The organism is Aeromonas hydrophila subsp. hydrophila ATCC 7966, assembly GCF_000014805.1.
GTDB lineage: Bacteria > Pseudomonadota > Gammaproteobacteria > Enterobacterales > Aeromonadaceae > Aeromonas > Aeromonas hydrophila.
Genome location: NC_008570.1, coordinates 2,106,103 through 2,132,679 on the forward strand (window position 1 = coordinate 2,106,103; position 26,577 = coordinate 2,132,679).

The window sequence follows — 26,577 nt, forward strand, 5'->3', positions numbered from 1 at the left end:
AAGAAGTAACAAGGAACTGATTAGATGACTATCGAGATCAAAGTACCGGACCTGCCGGAATCAGTGGCGGATGCCACCATCGCCACCTGGCACAAGAAACCGGGTGATCTGGTTGCCCGTGATGAAGTGCTGGTCGACATCGAGACCGACAAGGTCGTGCTGGAAGTGCCGGCGCCGGAAGCCGGCGTGCTGGGCGACATCCTGCAAAGCGAAGGGGCCACCGTGCTCTCCCGCCAGCTGATCGCCATGCTCAAGCCTGCCCCGGTGGCCGGCGAAGAGACCAAGGAGAAGCCGGTCGAAGCGGTGGCCGATGACGCTGCCGATGGCCTGAGCCCCTCCGTGCGCCGCCTGGTGGCCGAGCATGACATCGACGTCGCCAAGCTGACCGGTACTGGCAAGGGCGGTCGCGTCACCAAGGAAGACGTGGAAGCCTTCATCAAGGGTGGCAACAAGCCTGCCGCCGCCCCGGTTGCCGCTGCAGCCCCGGCTGCGCCGGTCGCTCCGCTGGCCGGTCGCACCGAAAAGCGCGTGCCCATGACCCGTCTGCGCAAGCGCATCGCCGAGCGTCTGCTGGAGGCCAAGAACACCACCGCCATGCTGACCACCTTCAACGAGATCAACATGGCGCCCATCATGAAGCTGCGCAAGCAGTACGGCGAGATCTTCGAGAAGAAGCACGGCATCAAGCTCGGCTTCATGTCCTTCTACGTGAAGGCGGTGGTGGAATCCCTCAAGCGCTACCCGGAAGTGAACGCGGCGCTGGACGGTGACGACATCGTCTACCACAACTACTTCGACGTCAGCATCGCCGTCTCCACCCCCCGTGGTCTGGTGACCCCGGTGCTGCGTGACTGCGACAACATGAGCCTGGCCGACATCGAGAAGGCCATCAAAGACCTGGCCGGCAAGGGCCGTGACGGCAAGCTGACCGTGGATGAACTGACCGGCGGCAACTTCACCATCACCAACGGTGGCGTGTTCGGCTCCCTGATGTCCACCCCGATCATCAACCCGCCCCAGAGCGCCATTCTGGGCATGCACAAGATCCAGGACCGCCCGATGGCCGTCGACGGCAAGGTCGAGATCCTGCCGATGATGTACCTGGCGCTCTCCTACGATCACCGCATCATCGACGGCCGCGAGTCGGTGGGCTTCCTGGTCTCCATCAAGGAGCTGCTGGAAGATCCGACCCGTCTGCTGCTGGACGTCTAAGCAAATCGGCCGGACCGGCAAGCCCTCTGGCTTGACGGCTCGCGCCACAAGCTTGCCGCCGGACCTCCCGTTCGGCGGCAAGCGGGGGCCAACCCGGCCCCGACGGAACGTCTGAGTGAAAGTGAAATTAGAAAGATAACGAGGGGCCACCTTGGCCTCTTTCACAGGGGATTGAGAAACACGAGCCCCGGACGGAAATACCTACAACACGGATAGAGCATCTATGAATCTGCATGAATATCAGGCAAAACAGCTGTTTGCCGAGTATGGCCTGCCGGTCTCCGAAGGTTATGCCTGTGCCACCCCGCAGGAAGCGGCCGAAGCGGCCGACAAGATTGGCGGCAACACCTGGGTCGTCAAGTGCCAGGTCCACGCCGGTGGCCGCGGTAAAGCGGGCGGCGTCAAGCTGGCCAAGAGCAAGGACGAGATCCGTGCCTTCGCCCAGAACTGGCTCGGCAAGAACCTGGTGACTTATCAGACTGACGCCAACGGTCAGCCAGTCACCAAGATCCTGGTGGAATCTTGCACCGACATCGCCAAGGAGCTCTATCTGGGCGCCGTGGTTGACCGTGGTTCGCGCCGCGTGGTCTTCATGGCCTCTACCGAAGGTGGCGTGGAGATTGAAAAAGTCGCCCACGAAACCCCGGAACTCATTCACAAAGCCGCCCTCGATCCGCTGGTCGGCCCGCAGCCTTATCAGGCGCGCGAGCTGGCCTTCAAACTGGGTCTGGTCGGCGAGCAGATCAAGCAGTTCACCAAGATCTTCATGGGTCTGGGCCAGATGTTCCTGGACTGCGACTTCGCCCTGCTGGAAATCAACCCGCTGGTGATCACCGCCCAGGGCAACCTGCACTGTCTGGACGGCAAGATCAACATCGACGCCAACGCCCTGTACCGTCAGCCCAAGCTGCGCCAGATGCACGATCCCTCCCAGGATGACCCCCGCGAAGCGCACGCCGCCCAGTGGGAGCTGAACTATGTGGCGCTCGATGGCAACATCGGCTGCATGGTCAACGGCGCGGGCCTGGCCATGGGCACCATGGACATCGTCAACCTGCACGGCGGCTCACCGGCCAACTTCCTGGACGTCGGCGGCGGCGCCACCAAGGAGCGGGTGACCGAAGCGTTCAAGATCATCCTCTCCGACAGCAAGGTACAAGCCGTGCTGGTCAACATCTTCGGTGGCATCGTGCGCTGCGACATGATCGCGGAAGGCATCATCGGCGCCGTCAAGGAAGTAGGGGTGAAAGTGCCCGTGGTGGTGCGTCTGGAAGGCAACAACGCCGAACTGGGTGCCCGTAAACTGGCCGACAGCGGCCTCAATATCATCGCCGCAACGAGTCTGACTGACGCAGCTCAGCAAGTGGTAAAAGCAGCGGAGGCCAAATAATGAGCGTTCTGATCAACAAAGACACCAAGGTGATCTGCCAGGGCTTTACCGGCGGTCAGGGCACTTTCCACTCCGAACAGGCGATTGCCTACGGTACCCAGATGGTCGGTGGCGTCTCCCCGGGCAAGGGTGGCACCACTCACCTGGGCCTGCCGGTGTTCAACACCGTCCGTGACGCCGTGGAAGCCACCGGCGCCACTGCCTCCGTCATCTATGTACCGGCCCCGTTCTGCAAGGACGCCATCCTGGAAGCCATCGATGCCGGCATCAAGCTCATCGTCACCATCACCGAAGGCATCCCGACCCTGGACATGCTGGACGTCAAGGTGAAGCTGCAGGAAACCGGCGTGCGCATGATCGGGCCCAACTGCCCGGGCGTCATCACCCCGGGTGAGTGCAAGATCGGCATCATGCCAGGCCACATCCACAAGCCGGGCAAGGTGGGCATCGTCTCTCGCTCCGGCACCCTGACCTATGAAGCGGTCAAGCAGACTACGGACGAGGGCTTCGGCCAGTCCACCTGCGTCGGCATCGGTGGCGATCCCATCCCGGGTTCCAACTTCATCGACATCCTGGAGATGTTCCAGAATGACCCGCAGACTGAAGCCATCGTGATGATTGGCGAGATCGGCGGCAACGCCGAGGAAGATGCGGCGGCCTATATCAAGGCCCACGTCACCAAGCCGGTGGTCTCCTACATCGCGGGTGTCACCGCCCCGGCTGGCAAGCGCATGGGTCATGCGGGCGCCATCATCGCCGGTGGTAAAGGCACCGCGGCAGAGAAATTTGCCGCCCTGGAAGATGCCGGTGTGAAAACCGTGCGCTCCCTGGCCGATATCGGCAAGGCCCTGCGTGAAGTGACCGGCTGGTAAGTCCTTTCAGCCGTTATCTCTGATAAAAAGCCGCCCAATGGGCGGCTTTTTTATGGTCGTATATTGGAGGGAACTGCGAAATAATGGCTTATATATACAACTTGACCTCAATCAGGTCTCAGTGCAGGATTGAGTATCAAAAATATGAATTTATAGGAGATATCATTTGGATGAAAAACAGTTTTTTGTTGAAATTGTTAAGCATATAGCTTGGCCTTTGGTAACAATATTAGCCGTTTTTTTTATTAAGGATAAATTAGATTCATTGTTTAGTGGTGGAGTCAAGTCGGCGAAACTAGGTGATGCTGAAGTACAGTTCTTTGAAAGCCGACAGAACAGTCAAGTTAATACAGAGTTTAAACAAGACCTTCAACATCTAATTCCTATTGACCCTACCGGGATAAGAGAAGAACTGGAAGGTAAAATTAGATCCCAGTTAGAGTCTGTAAATGACGAAAAAGAAAAACTAAATATACTAATTAAAAATTTAGCGCAGCAACAGATATCTGGATATTTTGATAAAATATATTACAGCATATTTGGTTCGCAGATAAAACTTTTGGAATTCCTCTTGGTTAAGCCTAAAGGAGAAGCGAATCTCCAGGAAGTTATCCCATTTTTTGAAAATATAAAGAAGTCTTATCCTGAAGCTTTCTCGGGAAAGTTTTTCTCTGATTACATTGAGTTTCTTATTAGCTGGGAATTGGTGGGTAATGTAGGCGACGAATATTCAATAACGGCTAACGGGAAGGCATTTATTGCATATATTACAGCCATGAAATTTAATAAAAACAAAGCTCTGTAGTGGTTCTATAAAGGTTCGAGTGGATAGTATTTTGACGTGAGAGGTATCAAGTTATTGATGTGGTTTTTAATGCTCTAATTTGATGTCACAGATTTTTAATTTTATGTAGAGTTAAGGTGGTGGAGAGATGAAGATGACGTCATTACAAGAACTACATAGAAGTATGATTTCTATTGGCTCCGATATGCAGCAATTTCAAGTTTCCTCAGGTGCAATTGGCTTTGATTGCTTGTTTTCAACACGAGATAGACCAAATTACACTTTATCTTTAACTTCTCGAGGTCTAAATCCAAAGTTCTTTTTATTTCAAGTAAAGCGAGGGTATTGGATTGACCCATTTTTTGATGGTTTTTATGCAGAGCTGGCTCATTTGCTAAATACAGGTGCTAGTAGTGGAAAGAAATTGATGCCAAAAGATTTTTTAGAGAATTTAAATAATCAAATACCTAAAAATGCATCTGTGACTAGTCATCCTTTACCGAATGAAATAATTAGACTTCGGCCAGATATTACGGAAGATCGTGAACGTCCCTACTTTGATACATGGATATATTGGTCTCGAGACAGTGGAAAGGGGCCTAGCATAGAAAATAGACATAAGACAAAGCTGGTTCTTGGCTCAGATGCCTTTGATTACAGTGTGCGTATGAATGCATCTTCGAAATGGAGTGCAAAAGAACTAAATCGTTCTTGGAAAGAATAAACTAACTTATTGGCTAAAGACAGTCTGCCTGTGAAAGACGATGTGAGAAACTTTAGTATGCAGATTTACTCCGGAGTTCCGGTCGAAAGCTAATAGGCAAAACCGTCACCAACCTTGAAAAATCGGGCCATAGGGCGTATAACCACGCGTTTGTCAGTGTATTGAGTGAGCCACCTTTTATGCAGCAGAGTGAACCCGTGCAGAACGCCCCCTTTTGGCAGGTAAAAAGCCTGCAACAGATGACCATGACGGAGTGGGAGTCCCTGTGCGACGGCTGCGGCAAGTGCTGCCTGAACAAGCTGATCGACGAGGACACCGAGGAGCTGGTGTTCACCAACGTGGCCTGCAACCTGCTCAATACCAAGACCTGCCAGTGCTCCGACTACGGCAACCGCTTTAAAAAAGAGCCGGACTGCCTGCAAATCACCCACGACAAGATTGCCGAATACGACTGGCTGCCGTCGACCTGTGCCTATCGCCTGCTGGCGGAGGGGCAGAGTCTGCCAGAGTGGCATCCGCTTATCACCGGCAGCCGCAGCGCCATGCACCAGGCCGGTCAGTCGGTACGCGGAAAGGTGGTGCACGAAGTGGATGCCGGCGACTGGATCGATCACATCATTACCTGGGCCAGCTAACGCCGGCCTGTCTATCGGGCCAGCTAACGCCAGGCCTGTCTATCGGGCCAGCCGCGAGCCATACCAACTGCGAAGGGGCAGGGGAGTCATCACTCTCCTGCCCCTTCGGCTTTCTGGCTCCTTCCGAAGCGCTGTGAAGGCGTCTATTTGTCCGCCTTGCCCGCCGCATCGGCAAGTTTGGCCAGCTGTTTGTCATACCAGGCCACCGGGCGGCTCTCATCTTCCGCCCGCTCCTTGCGCCTGATGGCGTTGCGCACCGCCATGGCCCCCAGCCAGCGAAATGGCTCGGGCGGAAAATAGCCGCGTGGGCCGCTGACCAGCGCGCAGTCGCGCCACGGCTTGTCCTCCTCCCGCACTTCATCGCGCACCAAGGCCGCCAGGATCTGGCCGCCCATCCAGCTCTGCGCCACCCCGTTGCCGGAGTAGCCGAGGCCATAGACGATATTGGGCTGCCCTCGCCAGTGGCCGAAGAAGGGGAGGCCATCCACCGATCGGTCGGAGGCGCCGCACCAGCTGGCGGCGATGGGCACCTCGTTGAGCGCCGGAAAGAAGCGGCGCAGGGTGTGGGTGAGGGGGGCAAGATAACGGCTCGGGGCATCGAACTCGGCCAGATGGCGGTTGGCAAAGGCGAAGGTGTTGCCCCCCTTGCCCAGCATCAGCCGCCCTTGCGGGGTGGAGCGGTAGTAATGGACAAAGGTGCGGCCATCCACCACGGAGCGGCCGTGCGCGAGCTGCTGGGCAGCCAGTGCATCCGGCGCGGGGTCGGTGATCACCATATCGGATGAGACCAGCACTATGCTGCGGCGAAACTCGCGAAAGTGCTGCACCATGGCGCTGTTGAGGGCCAGCACCACCTTGCGGGCATGCACCTCACCTTGCGGCGTTTGCACCCGCGCTGGCTGGCCCGCCTCAAGGCGCTGCATGGGGGAGTATTCATAGACCTCGACCCCCAGTTCCCGCGCCACCCGCAGCAGGCCGCGCACCAACAGTGCCGGTTGCACCGAACCCGCGTGGGGGCTGTAGAGCCCCTCCAGATGAACGTGGGAGCCGCTTTGGCTTGCCAGTTCACCCTCCGCAATTGCCTGCCACTGGTTAAGGTCGGCTCGCTGTAGCTCCCGTAATATCGGCTCCATCAGGCCGCGTTGGGCCTCGCTGGTGGCGGTATAGCAGGTGCCCTCGACCCTCAGCTGCGCCTCTATGTTGTGCTTTTCGCAGAAGCGGGCAATCTCGTGCACCGCCTGCTCGGATCTTTGCACCAGCCAGGCGGCCTTCTCTTCGCCAAAGAGGCGCTTTAAGGTCAAATACTTGGCCGACCAGGTGAGCAGGCAGCCGCCGTTGCGCCCGGAGGCGCCGCTGCCGCAGCGATCTTTCTCCAGCACCATGATGCGCAAGTGTGGCTCGGCTTGTTTAAGGGCGATGGCGCTCCACAGCCCGGTAAAGCCGCCACCGACGATGCAGACATCGACCTCGTGGTCGCCGACTAGGGGCTTGGGGGGCGCGGGCTGTTCGGCGGCGAGCGCCTCGGCCAGCCAGAAGGGGAGAGTGGACATGATGACTCCTCGACAAGGTTATGGGTGGCGCCAGCGCTGGGTGCGATCCAGCAGGGCGCGGCTCAAAAACAGCTGGAGCAGCTTGATGGTGGCGGCGGCCAGCAGGATCAGGGTGGCCATGGCGGCGGCCGCGGCGGTGTCGCCGGAATCCTCCATGTTCAGCACGGCGATGGAGGCGAGCACGCTGTCGCTCGAATAGAGGAAGATCACCGCCGAGGTGGTGGTCATGGCGTTGACGAACAGATAGATAAAGATCTCCAGCAGTGCCGGCAGGGAGGCGGGCAGGGTGACTCGCCAGAACGCCTTCCAGAGCGGAATGCGCAAGGAGATGGCCACCAGCTCCAGCTCCTTGGGCAACTGCTTGAGGCTGGTCAGCGCCGTCATATGGCCCACGGTGTAGTAGTGGATGATGCAGGAGAGCACCATCAGCGGCAGAGTGCCATAGAGAGTGCCGTATAGGCCGCCAAACAGCGGATTGCCGTTGAAAAAGAAGATGTAACCCAGCCCCAGCACCATGCCGGGTACCGCCAGCGACAGCATGGCGAGCAGATGCAGCAACTGGCGAAGCCATGGGAAGTGGCGCCCCTTCTCCTGTGCCCAGGCCAGCACCATCACCAGCACGGTGCCGATAAGCGCGGTATAGAGACCTAGCTGCAGGGTGTTGGTAAAGGGCTGCCAGCCGTAGACGCTGTTGCTGTCAAAGGCGTAGTGATCCAGCGTCAGCCCAAGGTTGTAGGGCCAGAACTGTACCAGCGAGCCGTAAACGGCCATCCCCACCAGCGCCAGAAACAGCAGGGCCCAGAGCGTGCACCAGCCGAGCGCCAGCAGATCCCGCAGCCGATGGGGCTTGGGGCGATAGGGCACCGCCTTGGTGCTGCTCTGCTCCTGCATCTTGCTGCGCACCCTGTGCTCCAGCGCAAAGCTCAACAGTGCCGGCAGCAGCAGGGTGACGCTGGCAACGGCGCCCAGCGAGAAGTTCTGCATCCCGATCACCTGTCGGTAGATGTCGGTGGCCAGCACGCTGTACTGGCCGCCAATCACCTTGGCCACCCCGAAGTCGCAGATGGTGAGGGTGAAGACGGCGATGGCGGCGCTGAGCAGGCCATAACGGGCGGTGGGCAGGGTGACGGTGACAAAGGTGCGCCAGCCGCTGCTGCCGAGCACCCGGGAGGCTTCATAGAGGCGGGCGTCGCTCTGACCGAGTGCCGTGATCAGGATCATCAGGGCGTGGGGAAAGCACCAGAAGCCCAGACCAATGACGATGCCGATGGGACCGTAGATGCTCTCGCCGCCGAGCAGCCCCTTGGCGATCCCCTGATTGCCAAACCAGTAGACCAGACTGATGGCGGGCAGCAGGGAGGGCATCAATAGCGGAATAAGGCCGATGAGGCGAAACAGGGGCTTGCCCGGCATGCAGGTGCGGGTGAGGGCATAGGCGTAACCAAAGGCGATGGTCACTACCAGCGCGGTGATCAGCCCCCCGAGCCAGAGGGTGTTGCCGATGGTACGCCCCAGATGAGGGGAGTCGAAATAGGCGCTGAAGTTGGCAAGGCCCACCCAGAGGCCGTTCTCATCCTGCAGACTCTTTTGCAGCATGGTGAGCAGCGGCAGCAAGAGACCCCCCACCAGCAGGGCGATGCCGAGCACTAGTAGAGTCAGTTGCAGCAGCTGATCCCGGCTCCAGCCGCGACAAAGGCGCTGCCAGCGGGCGTCTTGCCGGGCTGGCGCTGGCGGCTGCAGGGAGGAGGTCGCAAAGGGGGCAGTCATGGGCGATCTCCTTCAAACAGCTGCATCGCCCCGGCAGGCCAGTGCAGCGAGCAGCGCATGCCGCTGCGCCAGCCACCCTGTTCGTGGCGGGGCAACTCGTGGGTCGGGCGCTCCACCAGAATTTGCTGCGGGCCCAGATAGGTGTCGGCGGTGCAGATGAGGCGCTGGGCGGCGCCGAGAAACTCCACCTGATCGATCTGCGCGTCGATGCCGTGCTGCCCAAGAGACAGCTCGCTCGGCGCACTCAGGGTGATCGCCTCGGGGCGGATCGCCACCTGCAATTTGCTGCCGGCCGCGGCCCTGTTGGCAAGTGTCAGCGGATGCTCGTTAAGGCGCACCTGAGTGGGGCTCAGCACCAGGGTGTCGAGGAAGTTCATGGTGCCGACAAAGCTTGCCACGAAGCGGCTGGCAGGCTGGTGGTAGATCTCCTGCGGGGTGCCCACCTGCACGATGCGGCCGCCTTCCATCACCACGATGCGATCGGCCATGGTCAGCGCCTCTTCCTGATCGTGGGTCACCATGATGGTGGTAATGCCAAGACGCTGCTGCAGGGCGCGGATCTCGCTGCGAAGGTGGGTGCGCACCAGCGCATCCAGCGCGCTGAGCGGTTCGTCCAGCAGCAGCAGACCGGGGGAGAGGGCGAGCGCCCGGGCCAGCGCCACCCGCTGCTGCTGGCCGCCGGAGATCTGGCTCGGGTATTTGTGGGACTGGGCAGTGAGATCCACCAGCCCCAGCCAGTGGTCCACCCGCTCCTTGATGAGATCCCGTGCCAGCCCCTGATTCTCAAGGCCGAAGGCGATGTTCTGGGCCACCGTCAGGTTGGGGAAGAGGGCATAGGACTGAAACACGATGCCAAAATCGCGCTGCTGGGGCGGCAGGCGGGAGATATTGCGCCCCCCTTGCCAGATCTCGCCGCTGTCCGGCAGATCCAGCCCGGCGATGGCCCTGAGCAAGGTGGTCTTGCCGCAGCCGGAGGGGCCGAGAAAGCAGATAAACTCCCCCGGTTTAATGGTCAGAGAGATCCCCTTGAGGGCCTGAAAAGCACCGAACTGCTTGTTGAGATGTTGAATGTCCAGATAGGGCTGGGTCATGGTTCGACTCGCTACTGATTTGGTATATACCAGTTTGCGGGTGCAGTGTGACGGTCAGGTGATCGGGGGATGACAGCTTGATGACAGTCAGATGACGACGGGTCGTCAGCAGATGGCTTGGTCGCTTGTGGATGGGCTAGATGCCACCCATTGAGGACGACACAAACATGGGAGGCGATGCCAAAAAAGCGAAGGCCAACTTGAGTTGACCTTCGGCAATGAATTGTGCGATGGCGACGTGGTGCCATCGCACAAACCAGCCTTCAGCGGGATTACTGCTTGGCTTCGGTTTTGCCGTCGAAGCTGGCGCTCCACTGAGCCAGAATGGTGTTGCGCTCGCGGGCAGCCCAGCCAAAGTCGTTGTCGATCATCTGGCCCTTGATGTTGGCGGGATAGCCGGCTCTTGGTTTGGCCACATCCGGGATGGCGACCACTGCGAACGACTTGTTGTAGAGGGCGTTGGCCTGTTCGGTGGCGGCAAAGTCGAGCAGCTGTTTGGCGGCTTCCAGTTTGGGGGTGCCCTTGATGATGGCGGCAGCTTCCATATCCCAGCCCGAACCCTCTTTCGGGAACACCACCTCGATGGGGGCACCCTTGGCTTTGAGGCTGGTAGCCGGGAAGTCGAAGGAGATACCGATCACCGTCTCGCCGCTGGCGGCCAGCTTGCAGGGGGCTGATCCCGAGTGGGTGTAACGGTCGATGTTCTGGTGCAGGCCGTTCATAAATTGCCAACCCTGCTGTTCGCCCATGGTCTGCAGCCAGCCAGCGACGCTCAGGTAACCGGTGCCGGAGGAGCTGGGGTTGGGCATGATCACCTTGCCCTTGTAGATCGGCTTGGTGAGGTCGGCCCAGCTGGTGGGTGCCGGGATCCCCTGTTTCTGGGCCTCTACCTTGTTGAAGCAGATGGCGCTGAAGAAGGCGTCCAGACCGATCCAGTGCGGCTCAGCCTTACTGTCGCGAAAGCGGCTGTCGAGCTTATCCAGCCCTTTCGGTGCATAGGCATTGAGCATCTGCTGCTGATCGAGCTGCATCAGGCTGGTAGCCGCCAGTCCCCATACCACATCCGCTTTGGGCTGCGCTTTTTCTGCCAGCAAGCGGGCGGTGACCACGCCGGTGGAGTCACGCACCCACTTGATGTTGATGTCCGGATGCTGGCGCTCGAACGCGGTTTTCAGCTCGCCGAGCTGCTCCGGTTCGAAGGCGGTATAGACGGTGAGATCGGTTGCTGCCAGTGCCGGGGTGGTCATGGCAGCCAGCACGGCGGCGGCCAGCAGATGGGTTCCCTGTTTCATCCTCTTCTCCATTTAAGTTGGCTTGGTATAAACCAGATTGGTCGAGAGAGAGGCTAGGGGTTTTTTATGACGTGACCGTGACAGCCCCGTGACGTTTTGCCGTTCCTGATTTGTCCGCGACTAATCCTGGGTATCCACCTCTATCTCCAGACTGTCGTGACGCCAGTACTCCAGATCGAAGTCGAGCACCCGGCCGTGCTGATCGAAGTTGAGCCGCTCGAGGCGCAGGGCGGGTAGGCCAGCGGTGGCTCCCAGCGCCTTGGCCACCTCGTCCGGCAGGGCGGTGGGGAAGAAGCGCACCTGCATGCGGGCGTAGTGGAGATCGTAATAGGCCTGATAGATCTCGGTCAGGCTGCCGTTGAGATCCAGCTCCAGCAGGCCGGGCACCCGCTCTGGCAGGCAGTGGTTCTCGCAGTAGCAGATGGCGCGCCCGTTGGCATAGCGCAGCCGTTTGAGCAGAAACAGGCTGTCGAACGGCTTGAGCTGCAGCTGCACCATCAATGCGGGCGGTACCGCCTGGCGGCTTTTCTCCAGCAGTTCGGTGCGCGGCTCACCCCCTTGCTCCCGCACTATCTGGTGAAAGTTGGAGGTGCGTCTGGGGTTCAAGCGAAAGCGCGGCGGGGTGACGAACCAGCCGCGGCGATCTTCCCGATAGATAAGGCCGTTTGCCTCCAGCTGCACCAGTGCCTCGCGAATGGTGACCCTTGTGGTGCCATAGAGTTCCCCCAGCAGGCGCTCGGAGGGGAGCTTGTCGTTGGGGGCCAGCCCCCCCGCCAGGATCTGGTTGGCGAGGGCATCCTTGATCTGCAGATATTGGGGTTTGCTCATGAAAATCCCTGGTTTTGCAATAAGTTGTGCAATGAGTTGGGCAATGGGCTGGGCGCAGGGCTGGTCATCAGCCCGACCGTTAAACGACGAAATAAAAACACGTTGGTAGATACCAGTATCGCCCCTGCTGTTCAGGCTTCCTAGATTATCGCGATCCCGGCGCTGAAAATGAATTTTTTGTTGCACGTAGCGCCACCCCTTTGACCTTGGCGGGGCTGTTACCCACAATGCGTTCATTCTGGTATATACCAAAAGGAGCGAAGTCATGACCCATATTCCTGCGGCCCCTGCCGCCGTTGATTACCTGCTGCTGACCCCGGGCCCCCTCTCGACCACCGCCACTGTGCGCGCCGCCATGCTGCAAGACAGCTGCACCTGGGATGCAGACTACAACCAGGGTGTGGTGGAGCCCATCCGCCGCGAGCTGGTGCGGCTGGCCGCTGGCCCGGAATATCAAAGCGACTACAGCGCCGTGCTGCTGCAGGGGAGTGGCAGCTATGTGGTGGAGAGCGTGCTGGGCTCGGCGATAGGCGTCGATGAGTGTCTGCTGATCATCAACAACGGCGCCTACGGTGCCCGCATGGGGGAGATGGCCCGCTGTCTTGGCCTGCGCCACCACGAGCTCGACTGCGGCGAGACCACCCGCCCGGAAGCCGCCGCCATCGAGGCGATGCTGGTACGCCACCCCGAGATCACCCATCTGGCCATGGTGCACTGCGAGACCACCACCGGCATGCTCAACCCGCTGGAGGAGGTGGCTGCGCTCTGCCAGCGCCGCGGCATTCGTCTTATCGTCGATGCCATGAGCAGCTTTGGCGGCATCCCCATCGACATGGGGCGCCTTGGCATCGAGTTTCTTATCAGCTCTGCCAACAAGTGCATTCAGGGGGTGCCGGGTTTTGGCTTCGTCATCGCTCGCCGCGCCGCACTGGCGGCCTGTGCCGGTTGCGCCCGCTCGGTCTCCCTCGACCTGCATGCCCAGTGGCAGACCATGGAGCAGCAGGGGGGCAAGTGGCGCTTCACTTCGCCCACCCATACCGTACTCGCCTTTGCCCAGGCCCTGCGCGAGCTGGACGAAGAGGGGGGCATCGCCGCCCGCCATCGGCGCTACCGCGACAATCAGCGCACCCTGGTGGATGGCATGGCTGCCCTTGGCTTTGCGCCGCTGCTGCCAGAACAGTGGCAATCCCCCATCATCACCGCCTTCTACTCCCCGGCCCATCCTGACTACCGCTTCGCCGACTTCTACCAGCGGCTCAAGGCGCAGGGCTTTGTCATCTATCCGGGCAAGGTCTCCCAGGCCGACTGCTTCCGCATTGGCAATATCGGCGATGTGACCCCAGCGCGGGTGCGCTGCCTGCTCGTCGCCATGGCCAGCGCCTGCTACTGGCAAGGGGACGCGCGATGACGAGCCAAGCGCCTCACGGTTGCGATCAGCACGACCATAAGCTGCACGGCAGCGGCCGTGCCGACAGCGAAGGGGATATCAACCTTGGCGAGGGTCGGGCGCGCTGGTGGGCGGGTCAGCGCGAGGCGGTGCAGGCTGGATTGGCGGAGGATAGCCGCTACTTTTTCCATCAAGCGCTCTCCACCCCCTGTCTCGATCTGCTTGAGGGGGCGCAGGGGAGCTGGCTGACCAGCGTATCGGGCAAACGGTATCTTGATTTTCACGGCAACAGCGTCCATCAGCTGGGTCACGGCCATCCCAGGGTGGTGGCCGCAGTGCAGCAACAACTCGCCGATCTGCCGTTCGCGCCCCGCCGCTACACCCATCAGGTCGCTATCGACTGCGCCCGCACTCTGGCCGAACTGGCCCCCGGCGATCTCAACCGGGTGCTGTTCGCCCCCGGCGGCAGCGAGGTGGTGGGGATTGCCCTGAAGCTCGCCCGTTTCATCACCGGCAATAGCAAGGTGGTGTCCCTCTGGGATGCCTTTCACGGCGCCTCCCTCGATGCCATCTCGGTCGGCGGAGAAGCCTGCTTTCGCGCTGGTATGGGCCCGCTGATGGCCGGAGTGGAGCGCATTCCTCCCCCCACCCGCTATCGCGGTGTCTGGTATCGCGGGGAAGGGGATGACCTGCACTACGCCGATTATCTGGAATACGTCATCGAGAAGGAGGGAGGGATCGGCGCCTTTATCGCCGAGCCCATCCGCAATACCGATGTACAGGTGCCCTCAAAAGCCTACTGGCAGCGAGTGCGGGAGATCTGCGATCGCCACAAGGTGCTGCTGATCGTCGACGAGATCCCGAATGCCCTGGGGCGCACCGGCCATTGGTTCAGCTTCGAGGAGTTCGGCATCGAGCCCGACATCATCTGCCTTGGCAAGGGGCTGGGAGGCGGGGCGGTGCCGTTTGCGGCGCTCATCACCCGCGACCGTTTCAATCAGGCGGCGGCTATTTCGCTCGGTCACTACACCCACGAGAAGAGCCCCATCGGCTGCGCGGCGGCCCTCGCCACGATAGAGACAATCCGCGAAGCGGGATTGCTGACAAAAGCGCAGGAGGATGGCCGCTTTATGGCGGCAGAGCTTGGCAAGTTGGCTGAGCGTCACCCGCTGATCGGGCAGGTGCGCGGCATAGGTCTTTTGTGGGCGCTCGATCTGGTGGTCGATCACCAGAGTCGTACCCGTAATAGCCAGGCCGCCGAGCGGCTGCTCTACCGCTGTCTGGAACTGGGGCTCAGCTTCAAGGTCTCCCAGGGCAACGTCATTCAGCTCTCGCCACCGCTCAATATCGCGCGCGCCGATCTGGTGCGCGCCATCACCATTCTCGATCGCGCCCTTGGCGAGCTCGCACTTTCACCGAAACAGGAACACCACCATGACTGACTTGCAGATTGCTGTAGACCCGACCACCGACGTAGAGGCGCTGATCCTCGACTGGGCCGGTACCGTCGTCGATTTCGGCTCCTTCGCCCCCACCTCCATCTTCGTCGAGGCCTTCGCCCGCGCGTATGACTTCCCCGTTACTCTGGATGAGGCGCGCCAGCCTATGGGGTTGGGCAAGTGGGATCATATCGCCGCGCTGGGCCGTCTGCCCTCGGTGGATGCGCGCTGGCAGGCCCGCTTTGGCCACCCTATGAGCCATGCCGAAGTGGACCACCTCTATCACACCTTTATGCCGCTGCAGATTGCCGCCGTGACCCGCTTCGCCGACCCCATCCCCGGCGTGTTGCCGGTGCTGGATGCTCTGCGGGGGCAGGGGATGAAAATCGGCTCCTGCTCCGGTTACCCCCGCCCGGTGATGGAGACGCTGGTACCTGCGGCGGCCGATCACGGCTATCGGCCGGATCACTGGGTCGCCACCGACGATCTCAAAGCCGGTGGTCGCCCCGGTCCCTGGATGGCGCTGGCCAACGTGATTGAGCTGGGAGTGAATGCGGTGCATCGCTGCATCAAGGTGGATGACGCCGTGCCCGGCATCAGCGAAGGGTTGAACGCGGGCATGTGGACGGTGGGATTGTCGGTTTCCGGCAACGAGTTTGGCGCTACCTGGGAAGCGTTTGCCGCCATGAGCGAGGCGGAGATCGCCGCCCGGCGCGCACCGGCCGAGGCCAAACTGCGGGCGGCGGGGGCGCACTATGTGATTGATACCCTTGCCGACATCGCCCCGGTGATCGCCGATATCAACCGCCGTCTGGCGGCAGGGGAGCGGCCCTGAACAAGGCGGGATGAGAGGAGGGGAGTGCCGGCCTTGCCGGCAGGTTCTCAGGCCTATGCTCCCTGACTATCAGGCATAAAAAAACCGGCGCCTTGGCGCCGGTTTTTGTTCACCGAGACTCTATTACAGAGATGCGGTGAAAGTACGGGTGATGACGTCTTGCTGTTGCTCTTTGGTCAAAGAGTTGAAGCGAACGGCATAACCGGATACGCGGATGGTCAACTGCGGATATTTTTCCGGGTTTTCCATGGCATCCAGCAGCATTTCACGGTTCATCACGTTGACGTTCAGGTGCTGACCGCCTTCCAGGTTGGACTCATGGTGGAAGTAACCATCCATCAGACCGGCCAGGTTGGCTTTCTGGGCTTCCATGTCTTTACCCAGCGCGTTCGGCACGATGGAGAAGGTATAGGAGATACCATCTTTGGCGTAAGCGAACGGCAGCTTGGCAACGGAAGTCAGGGAAGCAACAGCACCCTTCTGGTCACGACCGTGCATCGGGTTGGCACCCGGGCCGAACGGCGCACCAGCGCGACGGCCATCCGGGGTGTTACCGGTCTTCTTGCCGTACACCACGTTGGAGGTGATGGTCAGCACGGACTGGGTAGCCACGGCACCACGGTAGGTGTTCAGCTTCTGAATTTTCTTCATGAAGCGCTCAACCAGGTCACAGGCGATGTCATCGACGCGAGCGTCGTTGTTACCGAACTGCGGGTACTCGCCTTCGATTTCGAAGTCGATGGCAACGCCATCTTCGTCACGAACCGGCTTGACCTTGGCGAACTTGATGGCAGACAGGGAGTCAGCGGCTACGGACAGACCGGCGATACCACACGCCATGGTGCGATATACGTCACGGTCGTGCAGCGCCATCAGAGAGGCTTCGTAGCTGTACTTGTCGTGCATGTAGTGGATGATGTTCAGCGCGGCAACGTATTGCTTGGCCAGCCAGTCCATGAAGTGATCCAGACGATCCATCACGTCGTTGTAGTCGAGGTACTCGGACTTGACCATTTCGGTCTTCGGACCGACCTGGATCTTGAGCTTCTCGTCCATACCGCCGTTGATTGCATACAGCATGGTCTTGGCCAGGTTGGCACGGGCACCGAAGAACTGCATCTGTTTGCCGACGATCATTGGGGACACACAGCAAGCGATGGCGTAGTCATCGTTGTTGAAGTCCGGACGCATCAGGTCGTCGTTCTCGTACTGAACGGAAGAGGTCTCGATGGATACCTTGGCGCAGTACTTCTTGAAACCGACCGGCAGCTTCTCGGACCACAGGATGGTCAGGTTCGGCTCAGGGGACGGGCCCATGGTGTACAGGGTGTTCAGCATACGGAAGCTGTTCTTGGTGACCAGGGTACGGCCGTCAACGCCCATACCAGCCAGGGTCTCGGTAGCCCACATCGGGTCGCCGGAGAACAGTGAATCGTATTCCGGGGTACGCAGGAAGCGAACCATACGCAGCTTCATGACCATGTGGTCCATCAGCTCCTGGGCTTCTTGCTCGGTGATCAGGCCTTTCTTCAGGTCACGCTCGATGTACACGTCCAGGAAGCTGGAAGTACGACCGAAGGACATGGCGGCGCCGTTCTGGGACTTGACTGCCGCCAGGTAGGCGAAGTAGGTCCACTGGACGGCTTCTTTGGCGTTCTTGGCCGGTACGGAGATATCGCAACCGTACTTGGCAGCCATTACCTTCATCTGTGCCAGGGCACGGTGCTGCTCGGAGATCTCTTCGCGCAGACGGATGGTGGCTTCCAGGTTGACACCGTTTTCCAGGTCAGCCTGCAGGGACTTGAACTGGGCCAGTTTGTCGGCCATCAGGAAGTCGATACCGTACAGGGCAACACGACGGTAGTCACCGATGATACGGCCACGGCCGTAGGCATCCGGCAGACCGGTGATGACGCCGGACTTGCGGCAGTTCAGGATGTCTTTGGTGTAAACGTCAAACACGCCCTGGTTGTGAGTCTTACGGTACTCGGTGAAGATCTTCTCGACCATCGGGTCCAGCTGACGACCGTACACTTCGCAAGAGGTCTTGACCATCTTGATACCGCCGTTGGCGATGATGGCGCGCTTGAGCGGCTTGTCGGTCTGCAGACCAACGATTTGCTCCAGGCTCTGATCGATATAGCCGGCATCGTGAGCGGTAATGGTGGAGGGCAGGTCGGTATCAAAATCGACCGGCGCGTGGGTGCGGTTCTCGATCTTGATGCCTTCCATGACCTTGTCCCACAGCTTGGTGGTAGCTTCGGTCGCGCCAGCCAGGAAGGACTCGTCACCTTCATACGGGGTGTAGTTCTTCTGGATGAAGTCACGGGTGTTGACAGAGGTCTGCCATTCACCGGCCGCGAAGCCTTCCCATGCTTTTTGGAACTGTTCGTTAAGTTCTGCCATTTTCATTACCTCACACGGTATTGATGTAGTATCCCGCAATCATCCTTAATGATGACGACGGAAGATAAACCAGTAAGTCAGACCAACCATGACGCCACCACCAATGATATTACCTATGGTGACGGGAATGAGGTTGTGTAGGACGAAGTTGGATACGGTCAGGTCGGCAAAGGTCGCCGGGTCCTGGCCGATGGCCTGCCAAAATTCCGGGCCTGCTACCGCATGGATAGCGATACCGACCGGGATCATAAACATGTTTGCGATGCTGTGCTCAAAACCGGAGGCCACGAACATGGCAACGGGGAGCAGCATGACCATCACCTTGTCGGTTGCACTGCGGGCGCCGAACGCCATCCACACGGCGAGACACACCATGAGGTTGCAGAGGATACCGAGGGCAAGGGCCTCGAAAAAGGTATGGTGGATCTTGTGTTGGGCTACCTTGAGGGCGTTCAGACCCCACTGACCATCTGCCGCCATGTATTCGGCCGACATGATGATGAGGCCGACGATGATGAGACCGCCGATGAGGTTGCCGAAGTAGACCAGTCCCCAGTTCTTGAACAGCTGGGCCCAGGTGATGCGGTTGGCCGCCTTGGCCACCAGGGTCAGGGTGGTGGAGGTGAACAGCTCGGCACCGAGCAGCACGCAGAGGATCAGACCCAGTGCGAAACAGAGACCGCCGACCAGCTTGCTGAGGCCCCAGGCCACATTGCCGGCACCGGTAGTCACCGTGATGAAGAAGACGAAAGCAATGGCGATGAAAGCGCCTGCGGTGATGGCCAGGGGGATGACCTTGTATGCAGGCTTGGTGGCCTTGGCATAGGTGATATCTTCTGCCAGTGCAGCGATGGCTTCTGGCTTGAGACAATCAAAGGGAGATTCTGCTTTCAATTCTCATGTACCTGATGTTTTGCCTGTGGAAATCATAACAAAGGGCCAGATCGTCAAAATTGACTCCGATCAAGAATTGCAGATTGTGAATGTAATTTTACTACAAAAATTTGAGTCCTCCGGCAGCGTTGCTTTACACCAGGTTTCAGCTGAAACATAAATGCTGATTTTTTAATGCAATGATTTTAAACAATTTATTTTTCATCGCCTAAAAATGGTACTGGCAAGGCATCTTTGCATCTCCCCAGCATTCTCTGCCCCGGCTTGGCAACCCCCTAAGAGGTATTTTTTGTTTTTTATTTCATCTTTGAATAACAAACCGCCTCTCTGGCGACCATAAAGCAAAAGGGGCCATCAGGGCCCCTTCACATACTACCACATCAACCCCATGAATGGGCTCGTTTGGCCTTCTGCAGCTTCTCATAGGCTGCCAGCAGCTTCTGATGCAGCGGGAACTGGCTGAGGGACAGGTCGGCAGCTTCCAACCCGTGGAAGCGCGCTTCGCCACTGGCGTGGGCCCAGGCCTGTGCCAGCGTCTGCTCGCCATACATGCGGGTGAATACGGCGCGGTATTGCTCGGGGTCGCGATCCTCATCCAGAAACAGCTCGACGCAGGCGCGCAGGGCACGGTAGTAGTTGGCACGATCGGCCGGGAACACCGACTGGTTGAACTCCATGGTCCAGTCGATGAGATCGAGCGCCGTGTCGAGTTCGCCGGCGGCCAGTGCCAGCATGGCTTTGAGCTCGCCCACCCGCAGGGTGTGCAGGGCGGTGCCCTTGGCGGCGGCGATGCCGAGCAGCTCGCGCACCCGGGTGCGCTCGTCGTGACCCTCTTCATCCAGCTGGTCGAACAGTGCCATGTACTGCTCCGCGTCCCACTCCAGCGCCGGCAGCGCCAGGATGGTTTCTCGCAGGTGGGCACCCATGGTGTTGTTGGCCAGCAGCAGGTCTTCGGCCGGATAGATGTCGGACATGCCGGGCACCAGGATGCGGCAGGCGTAGACACCCAGGTGCTCGTAGTCGGCGATGTAGACCGGCTGCTCCAGCTCGTGGAAGATGCCGATCAGGTGGTCGAACTCCTCTTGCGAGGTGCCGCGGAAGTCCCAGTCGGCAAACTCGAAGTCCGCATCCTGCTTGAACAGATCCCAGCTGATGAGGCCGGAGGAGTCGATGAAGTGGGTCTCCAGGTTGTGGTGATCCGCCACCTGCTCGTTGTCGAACGAGGGCGGCACGAACACGTCCAGATCTTTGAGGCTGCGGCCCTGCAGCAGCTCGGTGACGGTGCGCTCGAACGCCACTTCGAAGCGCGGGTGGGCGCCGAAGGAGGCAAAGCAGGTGCCGTTGCTCGGATTGAGCAGCACCACGCAGATGACCGGGTAGCGACCGCCCAAGGAGGCGTCGAAGCTGTAGATGGGGAAGCCTTCGGCTTCGAGCGCATCGATGGAGGCCTTGATGCCGGGGTAACGGGCGATCACCTCGCTCGGGATCAGCGGCAGGCTGAGGGCCTCGGCGATGATCTTGTTCTTCACGTGGCGCTCGAACACCTCCGACAGCCCCTGGGTGCGGGCCTCGGTGCGGGTGTTGCCGGCGCTCATGCCGTTGGAGACATACAGGTTGCCGATGATGTTCATCGGGATGTAGACGGTCTGGTGATCAGACTGGCGCTCGAAGGGCAGGGCGACGATGCCGCGCTCCTCGTTGCCGGATTGCAGATCCACCAGCATGTCGGCGGTCACTTCACCATCCGGGTTGTAGAACTTGCGGGTGAAGCTGTCGAGCAGACCGGCGGGCAGCTGATCTCCCTCGATGGGGAACCACTTCTCGTTCGGGTAGTGAACGAAGTCGCCATTGGCGACCTGCTCGCCCAGATAGAAGTCGGCGAAGAAGTAGTTGGTGGAGAGACGCTCGAAATATTCGCCAAGGGCGGAGGCGAGCGCCGCCTTCTTGCTGGCACCCTTGCCGTTGGTGAAACAGAGGGGGCACTCCTTGTCCCGGATGTGCACGGACCAGACGTTGGGCACGGGGTTGAGCCAGGAGGCCTCTTCGATATCAAACCCCAGGGCTTGCAGCTTGGTCTGGAAGCGTTCGATGGAGTCTTCCAGCGCCGCGTCCTTGCCGGGAATAAAAGTGTGGTCGGTCATCACGATATCCTGATTTTTATTGGCTCATGTTTGGCCGCAGATAATAGCAGGGGTCGGCGCGTTTGGCAGGCAAAAAACGGGGCCCATGCCCCGTTTTGCTCTCCATTCAACCGAGCTCGGTCACGGCTCAGCCGATGAATTTCAGACCCAGGATCCCGCCGATGATCAGCAGCAGGCAGAGCACCCGGGCGAGGGTGGCCGGTTCGTTGAACAGCCAGATCCCCATCAGCACGGTGCCGACCGCGCCAATGCCGGTCCATACCGCGTAGGCGGTACCAAGGGGCAACTGTTTGACCGCCATGGCGAGCAGCAGCACGCTTACCCCCATGGCGATCAGGGTCAGCAGGGTGGGCAGGGGACGGCTGAAACCGTCGGTGTATTTGAGGCCGATGGCCCAGGCGACCTCGAACAGGCCGGCCAACAGCAGGAGCAACCAGGACATAAAGCAGATTCCGCAGGCAGCAGGGTCGTCCCTGCGTATCAGGAGGCCTCGAGGTCGTCCCCGAGGGGCAGCGGGGCTGCCGGTCGGTCTCAATGATGCCCCAAGTGGGGGCGGGATGCCAACCGGCTGCCCGCAGGTCGGCCAGGCTGACGGATATTGCAGCGAACGGCACAGAATATTGCGCAATTCGACTTGCGCCCGCCGTCACAATCCGTAATGTGGACAGACGCATTTTTCGCAACCCATATTTTGTGAACCGCTTGTAAACGGCCCGCGCCGGACAAGGGATCACGGGTATCACACTCGGTTTCTATAAGCAGCTATCCAGGGTAGGACATTATGAAAAAAGTAGGTTTGGTCGGTTGGCGTGGCATGGTGGGTTCGGTGTTGATGAGCCGGATGCAGGAAGAGAAGGATTTTTCCCGCATTCAGCCCACCTTCTTCACCACCTCCCAGGCCGGTGAGGCCGCCCCCAATTTCGGCGTCGATGCCGGCACCCTGCAGGATGCCTTCGACATCGAAGCGCTGGCCGCACAGGACGTCATCATCACCGCCCAGGGCGGCGACTACACCAAGGATGTCTATCCGCGCCTGAAAGCCGCCGGCTGGCAGGGCTACTGGATTGATGCAGCCTCCTCCCTGCGCATGGAGAAGGACGCGGTCATCATCCTGGATCCGGTCAACGGCGACGTCATCGAGCATGCCCTGAACAACGGTATCAAGACCTTCGTCGGCGGCAACTGCACCGTCAGTCTGATGCTGCTGGCCCTGGGTGGCCTGTTCAAGGCCGATCTGGTGGAGTGGGTGAGCGTGGCTACCTATCAGGCCGCCTCCGGTGGCGGTGCGCGCCACATGCGCGAGCTGGTCACCCAGATGGGCCTGCTGCGTGATGAAGTGGCGGTGGAGCTGGCGGATCCCGCCTCTGCCATCCTCGACATCGAGCGCAAGATCACCGAGAAGACCCGCTCCGGCACCCTGCCGGTGGACAATTTCGGCGTGCCGCTGGCCGGTGGCCTCATTCCCTGGATCGACACCAAGCTCGACAACGGCCAGAGCCGCGAAGAGTGGAAGGGCCAGGCCGAGACCAACAAGATCCTGGGCATCGAAAACGCCGCCATTCCGGTGGATGGTCTGTGCGTGCGCATCGGCGCCCTGCGCTGCCACAGCCAGGCCTTCACCATCAAGCTGAAAAAAGACGTGCCGCTGGCGGAAATCGAAGCCCTGCTGGCCGCCCACAACGACTGGGTCAAGGTGATCCCCAACGATCGCGACATCACCGCCCGCGAGCTGACCCCTGCTGCCGTTACCGGCACCCTCAGCATCCCGGTCGGTCGTCTGCGCAAGCTCAACATGGGGCCGGAGTATCTGGCCGCCTTTACCGTGGGTGATCAGCTGCTGTGGGGCGCCGCCGAGCCGCTGCGCCGCATGCTCAACATCCTGCTGGATCGCGGTTGATCCGGTTGCACCCAGCATGAACAGGGGGCCGCGGCCCCCTGTTTTTTTGCGACTTTGCCAACTCTGCAGGCCGGCAGAGAGTGCCAAAAGGGTGGGCTGGCGAGTGGTGCCAGCAAGGCACCTGCCATCCGCCTGTTATTAATGGCATCAATATTGACTACGCTCTTGGCTTATTTTTGCGTGACTCAATAACGGCAGACTTATTTCCCATCTGCGGGCGAAACGCCATACCGACGATATTTTCTGGCACTGTTAATCGGTACGGTTAACAGGGTTAAATAGCGCCATTCAGGCTATTCAAGGGCGTTGACGGATGGGCCAGATATATACCTTGTTACAAAAGCACGTCTGTTGCTGATATCCCTTCGGGGCTTGATTGATTACACTGACGACCACAGCCGGGTTGCAGGCTGCCAGCCTTTGGCAGCTATATTGACTGGCTCGGGGCAGACATTGCTGCCGGCAAAAATATTATTCATGTCATCAATAATGCGAGGCACCTGCAGAGTGCTGTCGCCATTTTTTCGTTGTTGCGCGCTGGATATGAACGACGCGCAGCGACCGCCAATAATAATGTTCAGGTTTGAAAATTGGGAAATAACATGAGAGTCGTGTGGAGTTTGCTCTATTTCTTCAGTGTCTTGGCCTTGGCCGGCCCGGTGCTGGTCAAGGAGCAGAAAAAAGTGGCCGATCCGCTGATCGTGCCCTATCAGCAATATCGGCTCGACAATGGCCTGACGGTGATCCTGACCCAGGATCACTCCGATCCCCTGGTGCACGTGGCGGTCCACTACCGGGTTGGGCTGCCGGAAGAGGCCCCCGGCCAGTCCGGGTTGGCCCATCTGTTCGAACACATGATGTTTCAGGGCTCGGCCCACGTGGGGGAGGAGGGCTACATCCGGCTGCTGCAACAGGTGGGCGGGCGCAACATCAACGGCCTGACCTCCCGGGATCAGACCCGCTATTACCAGACGCTGCCAGCCAATCAGCTGGAGAAGGTGCTCTGGTTGGAGGCAGATCGCATGGGGTTTCTGCTCGATACCCTCTACCAGCAGAAATTGGAGGCCAAGCGCGACATCGCCAAGAACGAGCGTGCCACCCTGGTGGATGCTGCCCCCTACGGCCGGGTGCTGGAGGTGCTCAACCGCACTCTCTACCCCCCCAATCACCCCTATTTCAACACGCCGTTTGGCCGGGTGGCGGACCTGGATCGCCTCACTCTGGAGGACGTGCGCCAGTTCTTCCTGCGCTGGTACGGGCCCAACAACGCCACCCTGGTGATCGGTGGCGACATTCAGCCGGCCCAGACCCTGGCCTGGGTTGAGCGCTACTTTGCCGCGCTGCCTCCGTCACCAACCCAGACAAGCCCGGTGGTGCGTCCGGTGACGCTGAAGAAGAGTCGCTATCGCACCCTGGTCGATCGGGTCAGCGAGCCCATGCTGGTGCTGGCCTATCCGACCGTCTCCGCCCGCGAGCCCGACTTCGAGGCTCTCGATCTGCTGGCGGATCAGCTGGGGGGCTCGGCCAGCGGCCTGCTGCAGCGACAACTGCAGCAAAGCGGCCGGCTGGTCTCGGTGACGGCTAGGCAGGAGTGTGGCGTACTGGCCTGCATGCTGGTGATTGAGGCGGTGCCCAATCTGGCCAAAGGGGGCGAGCTGGGCCCCATCAAGGCGGAGATCGACCGGATAGTTGGCCAGCTCGCCAGCGATGGCGTCTCCCGCGAGCAGCTGGCCCACTCGGTCAATGCCCAGCGGGCCCTGCGGATCTGGCCGCTGGACAGCGTGGCCGGTAAGGTGGAGCAGCTGGCCACCGGCCACACCCTGTTTGCTGACCCCAACTTCCAGTACCGCAACCTCCAGCGCATCGCCAGGGTGACACCGGCCGATCTGCAACGGGTGTTGACGCGCTATGTGTTGAACAAGCCCAGGGTGGTGCTGAGCGTGGTGCCGGCCGAGCACCCTGAATGGCAGGCGGGCAGCCCCAACTTTGTCGAGCCGCCCCCCTTGCCGCTGGCCCGGCCGACCCCCTCTTTGCTGCCGCATGTCATCAAGGAGACCTTGGATCGGCGCCAGGAGCCGGCCAGCGGTGGCGCCTTGCCGGTGCCCATGCCGACCCTGTGGCAGGCCAAGCTGGGTGAGCGGATCTCCCTGCTCGGCCACTACAGCGACGAGGTACCGGCCTTTGCCATGAGCATCAGCTGGCCGGGCGGTGAGCGGGCCGAACCCGAGGGCAAGGGAGGGGTCGCCACCCTGGCCGACGCCATGCTCTTCCTTGGCAGCGAGCAGCTGCAGGCGGCCAGCATTGAGGAGCGGGCCCGTCAGCTGGGGGCCAGTATTCGCTTCAATCATGGGGAGGGGCGCAGCTACGTCGAGATCGAGGGGCTCACCTCCCATTTTGATGAGACGCTGGCCCTGGTGCAGGAGCTGGTGCAGCAGCCCGCCATGCGCGTAGCCGATTTTGAGCGCAGCCGCTTTGATCATGTCCAGTGGTTGCAACAGCTGATGCAAGATCCCCAGTGGCAGGCGGACTGGCAGTTCGGCGCCCTGCTCGAGGGGCGCAAGCGGCCGGATCTGCTGGCCAGTGTGCGCGCGCTGACGCTCGACGATGTGCGCAACTTTTATCAGTCGGTCTATCGCAGCGGGGAAGCTCAGGTGGTGGTGAGCGGGGATCTGGCCCAGGAGCGGGTGATGAAGGCCCTCGGCTTTCTGGTCGAGCCAGCAGGTCAGACGCCGGCCCTGCACTCCCTCGGCTGGCGCGGCCAGCAGGCGAAGCGGGCCATCTATCTGCTGGACAATCCCGGGGCGGCGCTCAGCCAGATCCGGGTGGGACGGCGCGCCATGGCGGAGGATGCCTTCGGCGAGCACTACCTGACCCGGCTGATGAATGTCTCCCTTGCCGAGCGGCTGCACATCCGGCTGCGCGAGGAGCTGGGTTACACCTACTTTATCGACGCCGCCTTCGACGGCAATGCCGATGCGGGCCACTTCCTGCTGCAAAGCAGCGTGCGCAGCGGGGTGACCGGAGCGGCCTTGCGGCAGATCCTGCAGGAGCTCGACAAGTATCAGCGGCTGGGGCCGACCCGGCTGGAGGTGCGTACCCTGCGGGATCGGGTGCTCAATGGTCAGGCGCTCGATTACGAGACGTTGCCGCAGGAAATGGAGTACATGCTGCCCATTCTGCTCAAGGGGTGGCCGGAGGATTATGTGGAGCAGCGAGTGCAGCAGGTGAGCCGGCTCTCTCCGTTTACCCTGCGTGAGCTGGCCCGCCGCTGGCTCGATCCCGACGACATGGTGATCCTGGTGGTGGGGGATGCCAAGACGCTGGCCCCCGAGCTGGCCGCGTTGGGCTGGCCGGTGCAGCGCCTCTCTGCCACGCCTTAAGCAGGGTTACCCCTATCGGGCGATTGCCGCAAGCAAAACAGCCTGCCCCTTGG

General features: G+C 60.3%; 20 protein-coding genes. 11 read left to right on the forward strand and 9 right to left on the reverse strand.

The genetic code is table 11. The annotated features are described in order from the left end of the window. The first annotated feature begins 24 nt into the window (after positions 1–24). The 6 genes from odhB to AHA_RS09755 all read left to right on the forward strand — a co-directional run bounded on the left by odhB (position 25) and on the right by AHA_RS09755 (position 5,617). Positions 25–1,212 (forward strand): 2-oxoglutarate dehydrogenase complex dihydrolipoyllysine-residue succinyltransferase, encoded by a 1,188-nt coding sequence (gene odhB, locus AHA_RS09730; RefSeq protein ID WP_011705800.1) that lies wholly within the window; start codon positions 25–27, stop codon positions 1,210–1,212. Between the two features lie 223 nt (positions 1,213–1,435). Beyond that, on the forward strand, positions 1,436–2,602 hold the full coding sequence (sucC, locus tag AHA_RS09735; protein WP_011705801.1) for an ADP-forming succinate--CoA ligase subunit beta: 1,167 nt from the start codon (positions 1,436–1,438) through the stop codon (positions 2,600–2,602). Then, complete coding sequence (sucD, locus tag AHA_RS09740; protein ID WP_005300222.1) at positions 2,602–3,474, forward strand: succinate--CoA ligase subunit alpha; 873 nt, start codon at positions 2,602–2,604, stop codon at positions 3,472–3,474. The genes sucC and sucD overlap by 1 nt, the downstream gene beginning before the upstream one ends. A 166-nt stretch (positions 3,475–3,640) precedes the next feature. Beyond that, the gene (locus tag AHA_RS09745) at positions 3,641–4,279 is read left to right on the forward strand and encodes a hypothetical protein (protein ID WP_077392364.1); all 639 of its coding nucleotides are present in this window, start codon (positions 3,641–3,643) and stop codon (positions 4,277–4,279) included. A gap of 133 nt (positions 4,280–4,412) precedes the next feature. Next, complete coding sequence (locus AHA_RS09750; RefSeq protein ID WP_202795500.1) at positions 4,413–4,982, forward strand: DUF6037 family protein; 570 nt, start codon at positions 4,413–4,415, stop codon at positions 4,980–4,982. A 179-nt stretch (positions 4,983–5,161) separates the two neighbouring features. Further along, complete coding sequence (locus AHA_RS09755; RefSeq protein ID WP_005300228.1) at positions 5,162–5,617, forward strand: YcgN family cysteine cluster protein; 456 nt, start codon at positions 5,162–5,164, stop codon at positions 5,615–5,617. 143 nt (positions 5,618–5,760) lie between these two features. Here the strand turns inward: AHA_RS09755 and AHA_RS09760 are convergent, their stop codons facing one another. From AHA_RS09760 to phnR, 5 genes are all read right to left on the reverse strand, one after another. Continuing rightward, a complete protein-coding gene (locus AHA_RS09760) occupies positions 5,761–7,167 on the reverse strand; it encodes an FAD-dependent oxidoreductase (protein ID WP_011705803.1) in 1,407 nt (468 codons plus the stop codon). 18 nt (positions 7,168–7,185) lie between these two features. Continuing rightward, positions 7,186–8,934 carry a putative 2-aminoethylphosphonate ABC transporter permease subunit gene (locus AHA_RS09765; RefSeq protein WP_011705804.1) on the reverse strand — a complete coding sequence of 583 codons (1,749 nt, stop codon included), beginning with the start codon at positions 8,932–8,934 and terminating at the stop codon, positions 7,186–7,188. Next, a complete protein-coding gene (locus AHA_RS09770) occupies positions 8,931–10,025 on the reverse strand; it encodes a putative 2-aminoethylphosphonate ABC transporter ATP-binding protein (protein WP_011705805.1) in 1,095 nt (364 codons plus the stop codon). The genes AHA_RS09765 and AHA_RS09770 overlap by 4 nt, the downstream gene beginning before the upstream one ends. Before the next feature lie 272 nt (positions 10,026–10,297). Next, positions 10,298–11,317 carry a putative 2-aminoethylphosphonate ABC transporter substrate-binding protein gene (locus AHA_RS09775; protein WP_011705806.1) on the reverse strand — a complete coding sequence of 340 codons (1,020 nt, stop codon included), beginning with the start codon at positions 11,315–11,317 and terminating at the stop codon, positions 10,298–10,300. A 120-nt stretch (positions 11,318–11,437) separates the two neighbouring features. Next, positions 11,438–12,145, reverse strand: coding sequence for a phosphonate utilization transcriptional regulator PhnR (phnR, locus tag AHA_RS09780; RefSeq protein ID WP_164927609.1), 708 nt, complete (start codon positions 12,143–12,145; stop codon positions 11,438–11,440). 265 nt (positions 12,146–12,410) lie between these two features. Between phnR and phnW the strand changes: the two genes are divergently transcribed. From phnW to phnX, 3 genes are read left to right on the forward strand one after another with little or no spacing between them, the layout of a single operon-like run. Then, positions 12,411–13,553: a 2-aminoethylphosphonate--pyruvate transaminase gene (gene phnW / locus AHA_RS09785; protein ID WP_011705808.1), complete on the forward strand. Its 1,143-nt coding sequence runs from the start codon at positions 12,411–12,413 to the stop codon at positions 13,551–13,553. Then, on the forward strand, positions 13,550–14,974 hold the full coding sequence (locus AHA_RS09790) for an aspartate aminotransferase family protein (protein WP_011705809.1): 1,425 nt from the start codon (positions 13,550–13,552) through the stop codon (positions 14,972–14,974). The genes phnW and AHA_RS09790 overlap by 4 nt, the downstream gene beginning before the upstream one ends. Next, positions 14,967–15,806, forward strand: coding sequence for a phosphonoacetaldehyde hydrolase (gene phnX, locus AHA_RS09795; protein WP_011705810.1), 840 nt, complete (start codon positions 14,967–14,969; stop codon positions 15,804–15,806). Before AHA_RS09790 ends, phnX begins: the two co-directional genes overlap by 8 nt. A gap of 123 nt (positions 15,807–15,929) precedes the next feature. On the opposite strand, the gene pflB is transcribed toward phnX, so the two are convergent. The 4 genes from pflB to sugE all read right to left on the reverse strand — a co-directional run bounded on the left by pflB (position 15,930) and on the right by sugE (position 21,689). Next, positions 15,930–18,212 (reverse strand): formate C-acetyltransferase, encoded by a 2,283-nt coding sequence (gene pflB / locus AHA_RS09800; protein WP_016350517.1) that lies wholly within the window; start codon positions 18,210–18,212, stop codon positions 15,930–15,932. Positions 18,213–18,257: 45 nt separating this feature from the next. Continuing rightward, positions 18,258–19,106, reverse strand: a complete 849-nt coding sequence (gene focA, locus AHA_RS09805; protein WP_011705812.1) for a formate transporter FocA — start codon at positions 19,104–19,106, stop codon at positions 18,258–18,260. Positions 19,107–19,486: 380 nt separating this feature from the next. After that, a complete protein-coding gene (gene ycaO / locus AHA_RS09810; protein ID WP_011705813.1) occupies positions 19,487–21,247 on the reverse strand; it encodes a 30S ribosomal protein S12 methylthiotransferase accessory factor YcaO in 1,761 nt (586 codons plus the stop codon). 127 nt (positions 21,248–21,374) lie between these two features. Continuing rightward, positions 21,375–21,689 (reverse strand): quaternary ammonium compound efflux SMR transporter SugE, encoded by a 315-nt coding sequence (gene sugE / locus AHA_RS09815; protein ID WP_011705814.1) that lies wholly within the window; start codon positions 21,687–21,689, stop codon positions 21,375–21,377. A 339-nt stretch (positions 21,690–22,028) separates the two neighbouring features. Between sugE and asd the strand changes: the two genes are divergently transcribed. After that, positions 22,029–23,144: an aspartate-semialdehyde dehydrogenase gene (gene asd / locus AHA_RS09820; protein ID WP_011705815.1), complete on the forward strand. Its 1,116-nt coding sequence runs from the start codon at positions 22,029–22,031 to the stop codon at positions 23,142–23,144. 602 nt (positions 23,145–23,746) lie between these two features. Then, positions 23,747–26,524, forward strand: coding sequence for a M16 family metallopeptidase (locus AHA_RS09825; RefSeq protein ID WP_011705816.1), 2,778 nt, complete (start codon positions 23,747–23,749; stop codon positions 26,522–26,524). Positions 26,525–26,577: the final 53 nt, after the last annotated feature.